This is a genomic window from Pseudomonas sp. LG1D9, from assembly GCF_002949995.1.
GTDB classification, from domain to species: domain Bacteria; phylum Pseudomonadota; class Gammaproteobacteria; order Pseudomonadales; family Pseudomonadaceae; genus Aquipseudomonas; species Aquipseudomonas proteolytica.
The window spans coordinates 4,723,453-4,737,267 of record NZ_CP026881.1; the positions used below are offsets into that span (position 1 = coordinate 4,723,453).

The following is a 13,815-nucleotide window of genomic DNA, read 5'->3' on the forward strand; positions in this document are numbered from 1 at the left end:
ACGGCGGGTACCCAGAGACTGACCCCATCCGTGTTGCGGGAGTTTTAGAACAATGCGTTATAAGGCAAATGGCCTGCGCTGTTTTTGCAGCGGGTATCGCACGCCGTGGCCTGGCGTTGAAGGGCGGTATATAGATAGGCAATGACATACAAATAGTGGGCGGTTCAGCGGGCTGAACGCCCTGCTATTCGAATCGGTTTTCAGGCGCGATGGGCTTAGGGTGTGGAGCCATGTTCAACGTCATAAGGGACGTGGTAGATGACACAAACACCCGAGCAAAAACAGGCCCCCCGCGTTGTGGCGCCAGAGGAGCGGTTGCGGGCCCTGCTGGATATCACCGGGCACCTGGACAAGGCGCAGACCCTGATCGAGACGTTGCCGACGTGGTTGGAGGCGGCCACGCCCGGCGCTCTTGAAGCCCTGGAAAAGGCCCACGCGGAAAGTGAGGCACCCCGCCAGCGCGCGCGCCGGCTGCTCAACCGCGTCAAGCCCCTGGATACGTTTTGCGCCGAGCAACTCACAACCTTTTTGGCCACCAAGGCGCTGAACACCCTGGATATCCACCACGACACACTGGAGGTGCCCACACGCAACCTGAGTGGGGTCGGCCCGGATCTGGGCGGCCTGTTGATAGAAACCGTGAACCTGCAAAAGCACAGCCTGTTGCAGGCCGCCATGCAGAACTTTGCGGCGGCCAGTGCCGCACCCGGTGGCCTGCCGCAGGCCGCCGTGGTGCGTGTCGGCGCAAAACGGCTGGCATCGCCGACGTTGACCGCTGCGCAGTTTGTGCAGTATTGCCGTGAGCTGGACCTGGGGGCCGCCTACCAGGCGCATATTCGCGAGATCTTCAATCTGCCCGCCCCCGAAGAAGGGCCGGTCGACCCCACGCGCGGTTACAACCCGGCACTCGCCGCGATTGGTCAATCGCGGTGCATGGACATGCAGGTTGATCTGCACATTGCCTACGCCAGGCGCGATCTCGACGAAGCCACTTACCGGCTGTTGCAGCAACTGATCTGCGCGGATTTTCCCGCGAGCGAGGTCACATCGATGTTGCTCGATGGCAAACCATTGGCCTGGCATGGGGTGAGTATCAATGAGGTTTGCATCTGGAGCGTGTTGATATTTTCCCATCACACCTACGACGCTTTTGCCAGCGGGCCGTTTCTGGTGTACATGCCCAACGAGCCGGTCAGGCCGTGGTACCGGTATGCGTCGCTGGAGGATTTCAAGCTCTACCTGACCCTCAAGCTTCAGGTGAAAAGCTACCGCCTTTTTTTTAACGGCTACCTCGACGAGGCGCAGCGCTTCGATTTTTTCCAGCGGTTCGACCGCACCCGCACCCTTTACGCCGTAGAACCGTTGCCGGTCATCGGTAACTTGTCGGCGTTTTTTTTCAGTGCCTATGTGACTAAGTTGCAACTGGACGCGCAGGTCCTGGCGGTGCCCAAGGCGCAAGTCGACGAAGAGGCCCGCCAGCAGCGCTTGCAGGACTACATGGATGTCGGCCTGACCGTATTGAACGTGGCCGGCCTGGTCGTGCCGCTGTTGGGCCAGTTGATGATGGGCGTGGCGGTCGGCCAACTGCTGGGCGAGGTGTTCGAGGGGGTTGAGGACTGGCGCCACAATGACCGTCAGGAAGCGCTGAAGCATTTGGTCAATGTCGCAGAAAACCTCGCCACCATGGCGTTGTTCGCCGCCGGTGCCAGCGTAGTGGGGCGACTGCGACAGACGCAGGCCAATGCGCAGCGGTTCTTCGACGGGATGGAAGCCGTCAAGCTAGGGGACCGCAGTTCGCGCTTGTGGCGCGGTCGCATGATGCCTTATCGCCAGGCGCTGGACATTACAGGAATGGTGGCCAGCCCCAGGGGCGTCTATCAGATCCTTGGGCAGTCCTATGTCAAGGTCGAGGGCTCGCTGTACGCCATTGCCTTTGATGAACCCACCGGTTACTGGCGGGCCTTGCACCCGCTGCGCGAGTCGGCGTATCGCCCGTTCCTGACCCACAATCGTCAGGGCGGCTGGCAGTTCACCTTTGAGCGTTTGCACGAATGGCGTGACCCCGAGTACCTGCTCAAACGCCTGGACCCCAGCCTCGCAGACCTGCCCGACGGCCATCTGAAAGATATTGCCAGCGTCACCGACATGACCACGCCCCGCCTGCAGCAACTGGCCCTGGAAAGCCTGCCGCTGCCGGAGCGCTTTCGGGAGTGTGCAATGCGGTTCAACCTCAATCAAAAGGTCCGGGATCTGCTCTGGCAACTGGAGCACCAGCCGTCCCCGGATCCGAGCACGGCGCATACCCAGTTGCTGGCGCTGCCCATGGTCGAAGGCTGGCCCCAGGGAAGGTTTTTCGAGGTGCTGGACCACGAGGGTGTATTGCTTGAGCGCTACCCTGACACGGCACCGTTCGACTATGAAGACCTGAGTATTCACATTACCGAACAGCAGTTGAGCGAAGGCAAGGTCATCTCCACGACGCTGGCGGCACTGGACGCCGATGAGAGCCAGCAATTGCTGGGCGGGGTGTATTCGGCGCAGGCGGCGCCCGCGGTATTGAGGCGGCGTTTGGCTGCCGCCCTCAGGCCCAATCATCGGCGGGTGTACGAAAAGCTGTACGAGGATTACGACAGGCTCGACCTGGGTGATCATGGCCTGCTCAAGCAGCACTACCCGCAGTTACCGACCCGCCTGGCGTGGGAGGTCATGACTGGCATCCCGACCGAACAACGCTGGGCATTGCGGCGCACCGGGCGGATCCCGCTGCTGGTGGCGCAGCGGGCGCGGGAAACCCTGGAAACGCTGTATGAAGATCAGGCCGTGCTCGGCTTGCATCTGCCGGAGCTGGCGGATGAGGCAACGTGGCGCCTGGCGCTGGGGTTGTTCGACGGACTGCCGGGCTGGCCCGAAGATGTTTTTCTGCAATTGCGCCAAGCGTCAGCGACGGGGCGGGTGCTGGGGCAGGCGGGCAACCAGGCCGCTGTATTTACACGGACGTTGATTCATTCGGCCAAGGGTTTTGAAACCCTCGACTCACAGGGCGTGGTGGCGGGCAAGGCATTCGGCGGGCCACAGGGTTTCTATCAGGCCGTTCTCGAGAGCCTGGCACCCGCACAGCGCGCAAGGTTGCAACTGGAGGGAAGCAGCGCCGACGTTCAGTTGCGTAATAAAGTCATATTCAAGGCGCGGGATGAACGCGGCCAGCTTTCCCGTTACCTCTGGCCTGAACGGGCGGCGCTGCCCGAGCAACCGGTGGCCTGCGTGCAGGCGATGAGGAAGGAGCAGGTCAAGCATCCGCTGGAACTGGTGCGCAAGGTGCGCAAGCTCTACCCGTTGTTTGATGAGGCGCGCATCGCGACCTTCCTCCAGGGGCTGGGGCCGGATCACCTGGCCCGGGCCAAGGCGGTTCGCGCGCTTGAACAGCAGTACGAGGCCCTGCGCCGTGCGCTCAAGCTGTGGTGCAGCGAGACGGCTTCGCTGGAGAAACTACCCAACCCCGTGGCGGACTATCGCTGGAGCCGCCTGCAATCGGCGCAGACGATCAAGCGCTGCTGGCAATCGGCGATGCTGCTGGCCGATGCATACGGTGAAAAGGTTCCCAGCCTGAGCCTCGATGGTATGGCCGTTGGCCCTTTGCCGACATTGCCTGCGAGCATCCGATTTGACGCCATCGAGCAACTGTCGCTCAAGCGCATGGGACTCAACGATGACGTTGCCTACTTTCTCAAGCACTTCAAAGGTCTACGTTCGCTGGAGCTGACCGGTAACGAGCTGACGCTTTTGCCCGAAGCGCTGTCCCAGATGCCTGAACTGCAACGCTTGTACTTGAACGGCAACCGCTTGCAACTCACCGAATACACACGGGCCAAGCTCGCGGATATGCGCGGGCTCAGGGTCTTGAACCTCAGCGACAACCCGTTGATCGATCCGCCGCTGGTCAGTCGGATGTTTGAGTTGCGCCATCTGGTCCTGAGCAATTGCCGGCTCAAGGATTTGCCCAGTGGGCTGCTGCGCATTCCTAATCTGGAAAGTGTTGACCTGCGTGACAATGACATCGCCCAGTTGCCCGGCTGGCTCTTCACCCAGACGCGGCAAAGGGCCGAGGTGATTAACTTGCGCCACAACCCGCTGGATTCGCGCAGTCAACTGTTGTTGAGCAACTTTCGCAACAGCGTGGGGGTGGGCATGGGGTTTATCGAGGACGATATCGCCCGGCTCAACGAGCAGCGCGCCCGGGAGCTATGGTTGACGCAGGATGGGGCCACGGGGGTGGCCGAGAAGGAGCAGGCCTGGAAGGGACTCAATGATGAACCCGGTTCCGACGGCCTGTTCAAGCTGCTGGCCGAGCTGGGGGGCACGGCCGATTCGATGCAGGTGCGTGAAGATATGGCGCGTCGGGTATGGCGGGTACTGGATGCCGCTGCCGCCGATGTGAAATTGCGCGAAGAGATTTTTGAGCGTGCCGGCACACCGTTGAATTGTGACGACGCCGCCGCAGTGAGTTTCAGCAATCTGGAAGTATTGGTTGAGGTCAACGAAGCAACCAGGCTGTTGGAAGGCGGGCAGATGAATGCCAAATCGTTGTTGCGCCTGGGCAAGGGCCTGTTCCGCCTTGAGCAACTGGAGGGCATGGCCCGCGCCCATAGCAACGAGCATCCTCTGTCGGACCCGCTGGAGGTCAGCCTTGCGTACCGTACCGGGCTGGTCGATCAGTTTTACTTGCCGGGCCAACCCCGGCACATGCGCTTTTCCCGATTGGGCGGGGTCACGCCGCAGGCGTTGCGCACTGCCGAGTCTCGGTTGCGGGCAGCCGAGTTGTCGCCGGCGCTGCAGAAGTTTCTGGTGGAGCTGCCATTCTGGGTCGGCTATCTCAAGCGCACCTTCAGTCGTGGGTTCGAGCAGGTGAACGAGCCCTACGACCAGCGCCTGCAAGCGGTGTTCGACCAGGGCCTGACCCTGGATGACGCTTCCTATCGCGACCAGATGAATGAGGTGCTCAGGGAGCAGAGGCTGGCCGAACAAGCAGAGCTGGAACGCCTCACCGAGGAGGCGTTGAAATACCAAGAGTTGGTCGGCTGCGGTTTGCCGTTAGCTTGAATGCCCGGTCACATTGCTGCGCACCAACGTGCGCAGGGCAAAACGATTCGGGTGGCAGGCTTCGGCCACGCTTCGGGGCAAGGGCAGTGGCTCGTTGTCGAGCCAGGCGGCGAGTAGCTCGGCGCTCAACGGTGCGGTGATCAGCCCACGGGAGCCATGGCCGCTGTTGACGTACAGGCCGTCCAGCCACGGGCAGGCTATGTCGGGCGTCTGGCGCGCATCCTTGCGCAGGGCCGCGTAGGCCTCGGCGAAGGCCGGGCTGTCGGCCAACGGCCCGACAATCGGCAGGTAGTCCGGGCTGGTACAGCGGAACGCGGCACGGCCTTGCAGGGTGTCCGGGGCGAGGCTGGAGGCTTGCAGGCGGGCGGCCAGGTCGGGCGAGATGGCCGCAAGCAGGGCCAGGTTGCCCGCGTGGTCGGCGGCGGTGGCAGTCAAGTCGTCGCTCTTGAAATCGAAGCTGGCCCCCAGCGTGTGTTCACCCAGGCGAGGCGGGGCCACGTAGCCTTCGGCGCAAACCACGGTGGCCAGGCTTTGACTGCTGCCGGTCTGTGGCACGCGGGTGATTTGCCCGCGGATCCGTTTGAGGGGCAATTGGGCACTCGCCGCAAAGCGCTTGACCTCGGCCGCCCCGGCCAGCACCACCACCGGTGCGCTGGACAGCAACCGCTCGCCGTCAAAGGCTTGCCATTGGTCATCGACCTTGCGCAGGTCCAGGGCATCATGATGGGTCAGGATCTCGATGCCCGGCTGACGCGCCTGCCATTCGCACAATGCGGGCGGGTGGACCCAGCCGCCCTCGGGGTAGAACAAGCCGCCCGACTCAAGGCCGATACCGGCCTGCGCCTGCGCCTGCTGCTGATCCAGTTGATGGACCAACTGCGGATCGAAGGCTGCTGCCAATTGCGCCTGGCGTGCGGCTTCCTTGGAATTGAAGGCCAGTTGCAAGACCCCGCAATTGTCCCAGTCGAGCCCGCGCTGCAAATGCTGGAGCAGGCGGCGGGTATGACCAAAACCACTGACAATCATCTGCGACAGCGCGGTGCCATGGGCGGACAACTTGAGGTACAGCACACCCTGAGGATTGCCTGAGGCTTCTTGCGCCAGGCTGTCATGGCGCTCCAGCAGGCTGACCTGCCAACCCCGCGCCGCAAGGCTGGCCGCGGTGGTGCAACCGGCCATGCCGCCGCCGATGACCAGGGCCCGGCGTTCACCGCGGTGCGCCAGCGGGCGGGCGAACCAGGGCTTGATCGCTGGCGGCGCGGGTGTTTGCGACGGCCAGCCGAGGAATTCGCCACGCAGGATTTCCCACTTGTGACCGATGCCCGGCGTGCGCTTCATCTTGAACCCGGCGCCATTGAGCAGGCGCCGCACCCAGCCGGTGCTGGTGAAGGTACTGATCGTCGAGCCCGGTGCCGCGAGTCGGGCCAGTTCGGCAAACAGTTCGGCGGTCCACATGTCGGGGTTTTTCGCCGGGGCAAAGCCGTCGAGAAACCACGCATCGACCTGCGCGTCCAGTTGTGGCAGTTGCTCCAGGGCATCGCCAATCAACAGCGTCAGGGTCACGCGTCCTGCGTCCAGCACCAGGCGCTGGAAGCCCTGGTGAATGGCCACGTATTGCGCCAGCAGTTGTTCGGCCCACGGCTTGAGTTCCGGCCACAGGCCCAGGGCGCGTTGCAGGTCGGCATGGCTCAGGGGGTACTTTTCGACACTGACAAAATGCAGGCGGGCGCCGGGCGCTGCGTGCTGGTCAAACAGCCGCCAGGCGCACAGGAAATTCAACCCGGTACCAAAGCCGGTCTCGCCGATCACCAGCCGCCCACCCTCGGGCAGCGCGGCAAAGCGCTGCTGCAGGTGGTTCTGTTCAAGGAACACATAACGGGTTTCGTCCAGGCCCGACTGGTCGGAGAAGTACACGTCGTCGAAGACCCGCGAGCGCGGGCGTCCCTGGTCGTCCCAGTCAAGCTGGGCATTTGGCGATACGGGGTTCATGGGCAACTCGGCAAAGACAAGGCGGCCATTCTAGCCGATCGCGGGAGCGCCGGCCGATCCGCGCCGGCCTGTGGTGGTAGCCCGCTGATGGTTGCACGCAAAAAACCTCTGTAAAGCACCCGCTAACGATCAACTATCTGCGTAAATTCAAAGGCTTGCGTCGGGTTATGGTGAATGGCTGATTAACGGGCAATAAAGGACATTGCGCATGCCGGACCAGGATGATTTGACCAAGACATGTACTCAATTGACGCAGCGCCAGTTACAGGCGGCGTTGCTGGAAATCACCCGCGACCTGTCCAAGGCCGAGGTCCTGCAAAAGCGCCTGCCGGGCTGGATGTTGAACGCCCCCAAAGGGGTACTGGAGGCGCTGGAGCGGGAGGCCGCGCAGCTTGACGAGGCCAGGGCCGCCGTCGCGGGACGCTTGCGCCCATTGCGCTCACTGGATGAGTTTTGCAATGCGCAGTTGAAGGCCTACTGCCAGAGGCAATGGCAGGTCACGGTCGAGCCGCACAAGGACCTGTTTGTGCGGGCTTTCTACGAATACCAGAAAGGCGTGCTGCCGCTGGAGTATGTCCGCAGTGTCAAGCTGGAGCAGCAGACCCTGTTGCACATGGCCCTGCAGAACTTTACCGAGGAGGAAGCGCAAGAGGCGCATTTTGCGCCGCCGTCGCGGCTGCAATCGGGTTCAGGCCAGGGTGGGGTGATCCCTGTCTCCGTGCAGGCATTTGCCAAGGGCTGCCGGGATCTTGATGTCGGCAGCCTGTATCAGCAGCACATCAGTGACGTGTTCAACCTCGACGTTGGCGAACCCGACGATGACGCCTATTTCAATGGCGTGGCGCTGGATATCGGTTGGATGAAAACCCTGGATCTGAAAATCGACGCGCACATTGCCTGCATGCGCGGCGATATCACCCCCGCGACCTATGGCCTGTTATGCACCCTGCTGGATCGCAAGATGGACCCCGTGCAGGCCAGGGGCCTGATGTTCCAAGGGCGCCAGGTCATCTGGCAGGGCTTGAATGCGCTGGATTGCTGCCTGTGGAGTGTGCTGGTGTTCTCTGGCCGGCCGATTGCCGATTACCCGCAGGAGCCCTGTGTGGTGTACATGCCCAATGAGCCAGGGCGACCTTTTTTTGAGTACCCATCGCTCAACGACTTCAAGCTCTATCTGGATCTGAAGCTGGAAGTCAGCACCTACCGCACCTTTTTCACGGGGTACCTGGGGGAAATAGACCGGGTCGACTTTTTCCGTCGCTTTGACCAGCACCGTACCCTCGGTGTATTGGAGGCCAAGCCCATCACCACCAGCCTGGCGCAGCACTTTTTTGCCACCTACGCGGGCAAATTGCAGATCGACGCCCGGACCCTGGCGGTCCCGGTGGCGGATGTGGATGAGCAGGTGCGCAAGCAGCGTCTGCTGGACTACCTGGACGCGGGGCTGACGCTGCTCAATCTCGCCGGCTTTGTGGTTCCGGCATTGGGCCTGTTGATGACGAGCGTGGCGGTGGGGCAGATGCTCGGCGAGGTGTATGAGGGCATTGAGGATTGGCGCCGTGGCGACAAGGAGGAGGCGCTCAAGCAGTTGGTAGCCGTGGCGCAGGACATTACCTCAATGGTGTTGTTCGCTGCGGGGACCAAGGTCGTGGGCAACGTACTCAAGCGCACCCGGCAAAGCTATGCCGGTTACTTCAAGTCGCTGGAAGCGGTGCGTTCGACGGATGGACAGCCACGGCTGTGGCACCCTGACATCGGGCAGTATTCCCACGATCAACACCTGATCGACGATGTGCCTGCCGACGCCCAGGGCGTGTACAAGGTGGGCGCTCGCTCATACGTCAAAGTCGGCGACAACCTGCATCAGGTGACCTACGAGCCGCAGCAGGGTGTGTGGCGGGCCAGCCACCGTACGCGGCAGGCGGCCTATCGGCCGCCGATGGTGCACAACGGCGAGGGGGCCTGGCGTTTTTCGTTCGAGGACCCCGAGGAGTGGGAAGACCAGGACTATCTGTTTTCCCGCCTGGAGCCGAGCAGTCGCCACCCTGCGCTGGAATCGCGCAAGCTGCGGCTGGTCAAGGACATCATGGATAAGCCCCACCGCTGGGGGTATCACCTGGCGCAGGAGTGCTTGCCTTTTCCGGCACGCTTTCGTGATCTGTACGAGCGCTTCAGGCTGGAGCAGTCGATTCGCGACCTGGTCTGGCTATTGGAGCGTGGCGCTTACCTCAATGGGCCAAGTGCGACCACCCAGATGCACGCGTTGCCGCTGCTGCCGGGCTGGCCCGAGGGCCATTATTTCGAGGTGCTGGATGCCCAGGGTAGCGTTACGGCGCGTTATCCCGCCGCTGGCCCGTTTGATGCCGCCGGGCGCTTGAGCCTCTGCGAGCAGGCCGTGGCGCAGGGGCAGGTGTTTGATGTGTTGCTGTCTGGCCTGGATGCGCCACGCAAGGCCGGTCTGTTGGGCGAAGGGGTGGCCGCCAATGACGAGCACGCGGCATTGGCGCGTCAATTGCTCGCGCACCTCAAGGCTGATCGCAAACCGTTGTTTGAGCAGCTATACCAGGCCTACGACGGGCCGGTGCCCGAGGGTGGCGCGCCGTTGCGCGAGGCCTACCCGCCATTGCCCACCCGCGTGATGCGCGAGTTGATGGCCCAGGCGTCCTCCGTGGAGCTTCAAGCCCTGCGGGACAACCAGCGGGTGCCCATGGCCCTGGCAGAGTCGGTGCGCGTGAGCCTGGAGGCACAGCGCCTGGACCGTGCCCTGGCCGGTTTCGAGCAGCCGGAGTTGGCCGGTCTGGACACCCAGTGCGTGGCGGTACGCATGCTGCCGCACCTCGACGGCTGGGACAGCACACTGCAAGTGGAGTTGCGCCAGGGTTCACCCGCCGGGCCGTTGTTGGCCCTGGGGGCGAGGGAGGGCGCGAGCGTGCGTCGGGTGCTGGTCAGCTCGGGCGTGGGATTCACGCCGTTCGATGCCCACGGGGTGAGCATGGGGGCGGCCCAGGCCGGTTCCGACGGGCTGTTCGAGGCGATCCTGCAAACGCTCTCGGCTACCCAGCGCAGCGCCCTGGAGTTGCCGTTGCATCCTGGCGAAAACGCTTGGAGGCTGCGCCGCCGCCTGGCTGCCCGGGCGCAGAGCGAGCGTGTGGTGGCGGGCGAAGCTTTCTCCGATCAGGCGAGCGAGCCCCTGGCCCTGGAGGTTCCCTGTCGCATGTCTGATTCACCGGACAGCCCGCGGCCGCTGGTGGGCAAGGTACAGAAAATTTATCCCTTGTTCAGTGATGTCCAGGCAGCCGAGTTATTGCAAAGCCTGGGGACCGACGCCCTGGCCCAAGCCAAGGCCGTCGCGCGCCTGCAGGCTGACCTGAAGCTTCTGCGCTCGATCCTCAAGCACTGGAAGAACAACGTCGGCGACCTGGCGGCGCAGCCGGGCATGGCTGATATTCGTCACAGCCGCCAGCAAGTGGCCGAGCGGATCGAAGCCTGTTGGCGCCGCCAGAGCTTTGTGCTCGATGATCACCAAGTGCCCGTGCCGGGGCTGACACTGGATGGCATGCGCGTGGGGGCATTGCCGAACCTGCCCCCCGAGACCCGCTTCGACCATGTGCGGCAACTGTCCCTGAAAAACATGCGCCTGGGCGATGACGTGGCTTATTTTCTGAAGTGCTTCAAGGGCGTGCGGCGCCTGAACCTGGACCGCAACCGCCTGACCCGCCTGCCCGAGTACCTGTCGCGCATGCCCGAACTCAACAGCCTGGCCTTGCCCCATAATCAGTTGGCGCTGACTGAGTACACCCGGCGCAAGCTGGCCGACATGAGCACGTTGTGTCTGTTGGACTTGAGCCACAACCCCATCGAGTCGCATCTGGACGTAAGCAACATGCGCGACTTGCAGACCCTGTTACTGGAGGATGCCAAGCTGGTGGACCTGCCCACCGGGATCGCACGTCTGGCCCATCTGGAACAGGTCGACCTGCGCAGTAACTGGATCACGGTGCTGCCCGACTGGTTGTTCACCTCCACACGCAGGTTCAGCCAGGCGATCAATCTGGGGGGCAACCCCTTGTCCTCGACGACGATGAGCGCCCTGATCAGTTACCGCGATGCAGTGGGAATCGGTATGGGCTATGTGGAGGACGATTCGTCACGATTCACTGAGCTGAAGGCCAGGCGCACCTGGCTGCCAGACGAGGTGGCGGCGGCCGATGCCAGCAAGCGGGCGATTTGGGCCAACCTGCGCGATGACCCGGAGTCGATGCCGCTGATGGCATTGTTGGCGCAGCTCTCTGGCGCCGCCGACAGCCGTTACGTGCGCGAGGACATGACCCGGCGAGTCTGGGAGGTCTTGCAGGCGACCCATGACAGCGTCGAGTTGCGCGAGCGGGTGTTCCAATTGGTGGCCCATCCGACGAACTGTGTTGATGGCGCGACAGAGATTTTCAGCCAGGTCGAAGTGCTCAAGGCCGTGGCGAACGCCACGCGCCAGGCCAGCCGTGGGCAAGGCAACTCCGGGGTGCTGCTGAGCCTGGGGCGCGGCCTGTTTCGCCTCAGTGAACTGGAAAAGATCGCGGCGACTTACGCCACCGAACATGCCAGCGAAGACCCGCTGGAGGTGAGCCTGGCGTATCGGGTCGGCCTGGCGAAGATCCTGCAGTTGCCGGGGCAACCCAAGCACATGCGCTTCGGGTCATTGGCTGACTTGACCAGCGAGAACCTGGAGCGTGCGCATGAGCAAGTCCTGATCGCCGAGCTGTCGCCGGTGTTTTTGCGGTTTATTGCCCAACTGTCGTTCTGGAAGGCCCATCTCAAGCAGCAGTTTCCCGAGACGTTCAGGCGTGCGACCGAGCCATTTGATGGGCAGCAGCAGACGCTTTTCGAGAACAGTCAAAACCTCACCGATGGCGAATACCTGGCGCAAATGGAAGGCCTGCGCGCGCCGCGCAGGCAGGCGATCAACGAGGTGATGGAACGCCTGACCCAGCAGATGATGAAGTATCAGGACCTGAACATCTGCCATCTGCCGGAAGACTAGCCGCCAGGGTTGCGGATTGATCCACGGCAAGCCCTATGGAATTGCTTGCCCGCCTTGCAGCCCAATCCGCTAGTCTTGATCCATCTTGGAAGGGAGTCGCCCATGTTCGAATCCGCAGAAATTGGTCACGCCGTCGATAAAGACACTTACGACGCGCAAGTCCCGGCATTGCGTGAAGCCTTGCTGGAGGCGCAGTTCGAGTTGCACCAGCAGGGACGCTTCCCGGTAATCGTCCTGATCAATGGCGTCGAAGGCGCCGGCAAGGGCGAGACGGTCAAGCTGCTCAACGAATGGATGGACCCGCGCCTGATCGAAGTGCGCACCTTCGACCAGCAGACCGACGAAGAACTGGCGCGCCCGCCGGCCTGGCGCTATTGGCGGCAATTGCCGGGCAAGGGGCGCATGGGGGTGTTCTTCGGCAACTGGTACAGCCAGATGTTGCAGGCGCGGGTTCATGGGCAGATCAAGGATGCGCGGCTGGACCAGGCCATCGCCGGGGCCGAACGCCTGGAGCAGATGCTCTGCGATGAAGGGGCGCTGATCTTCAAGTTCTGGTTCCATCTGTCCAAGAAGCAAATGAAGGCACGGCTCAAGGCCTTGCAGGACGACCCGCTGCACAGCTGGCGCATCAGCCCGCTGGACTGGCAGCAGTCCGAGACCTACGACAAGTTTGTGCATTTTGGTGAGCGCGTGCTGCGCCGCACCAGCCGGGACTACGCGCCCTGGCATGTGATCGAAGGCGTCGACGCCAATTACCGTGGGCTGACAGTGGGCAAGATCCTGCTGGAAAGCCTGCAAAATGCCCTGAAGGTGCCCAAAACCAAGGCCAGCGGTATCCAGCCGGCGCCATTGCCATCATCCGTGGACCAGATGAACCTGCTCGACAGCCTGGACATGACCCAGCGCCTGGAGAAGGACGACTACGAGGAACAACTGATTACCGAACAGGCGCGGCTTTCGGGCCTGATGCGCGACAAACGCATGCGCAAGCACGCGCTGGTCACGGTTTTCGAAGGTAACGACGCGGCGGGCAAGGGCGGGGCGATCCGCCGGGTGGCGGCGGCGCTGGACCCGCGCCAATACCGCATCGTACCGATTGCCGCGCCCACCGAAGACGAACGGGCCCAGCCGTACCTGTGGCGTTTTTGGCGGCAGATCCCGGCGCGGGGCATGTTCACCGTGTTTGACCGCTCCTGGTATGGCCGCGTGCTGGTGGAGCGGATCGAAGGCTTTTGCAGCACTGCGGACTGGATGCGCGCCTACGCCGAGATCAACGATTTCGAGGAGCAACTGCGCGACGCCGGGGTGATCGTGGTCAAGTTCTGGCTGGCCATTGACAAGGACACCCAACTGGAGCGCTTCCAGGCGCGCGAACAAATCCCCTTCAAGCGCTTCAAAATCACCGAAGACGACTGGCGCAACCGCGACAAGTGGGATGCCTACCGGGCAGCGGTGGGCGACATGGTGGACCGCACCAGCACCGAGATCGCCCCCTGGACCCTGGTGGAGGCCAACGACAAGCGCTGGGCGCGGGTCAAGGTATTGCGCACCATCAACCTGGCGCTGGAAGAGGCGTTCGCCAAGTCCGATAAACACGACAAAAAGAAGAAGCATAAGTAGGCGCGAGCTTGGCTCCTACAGGGTTAGCGCCATGCTTTTGCATACGCCAGGTGAATGATCGTCGCGATCGCCTG

General features: G+C 62.8%; 4 protein-coding genes. 3 read left to right on the forward strand and 1 reads right to left on the reverse strand.

Annotation, left to right across the window (positions count from 1 at the left end; all coding sequences use genetic code 11):
* Positions 1-258: 258 nt before the first annotated feature.
* Positions 259-5,097 (forward strand): NEL-type E3 ubiquitin ligase domain-containing protein, encoded by a 4,839-nt coding sequence (locus tag C5F71_RS22190; RefSeq protein WP_104911952.1) that lies wholly within the window; start codon positions 259-261, stop codon positions 5,095-5,097.
* On the opposite strand, the gene mnmC is transcribed toward C5F71_RS22190, so the two are convergent.
* Positions 5,089-7,086 carry a bifunctional tRNA (5-methylaminomethyl-2-thiouridine)(34)-methyltransferase MnmD/FAD-dependent 5-carboxymethylaminomethyl-2-thiouridine(34) oxidoreductase MnmC gene (gene mnmC / locus C5F71_RS22195; RefSeq protein ID WP_104911953.1) on the reverse strand — a complete coding sequence of 666 codons (1,998 nt, stop codon included), beginning with the start codon at positions 7,084-7,086 and terminating at the stop codon, positions 5,089-5,091. The genes C5F71_RS22190 and mnmC overlap by 9 nt on opposite strands.
* A gap of 208 nt (positions 7,087-7,294) precedes the next feature.
* Between mnmC and C5F71_RS22200 the strand changes: the two genes are divergently transcribed.
* On the forward strand, positions 7,295-12,121 hold the full coding sequence (locus tag C5F71_RS22200; RefSeq protein ID WP_104911954.1) for an NEL-type E3 ubiquitin ligase domain-containing protein: 4,827 nt from the start codon (positions 7,295-7,297) through the stop codon (positions 12,119-12,121).
* Positions 12,122-12,223: 102 nt separating this feature from the next.
* Positions 12,224-13,741, forward strand: a complete 1,518-nt coding sequence (pap, locus tag C5F71_RS22205; RefSeq protein WP_104911955.1) for a polyphosphate:AMP phosphotransferase — start codon at positions 12,224-12,226, stop codon at positions 13,739-13,741.
* Positions 13,742-13,815: the final 74 nt, after the last annotated feature.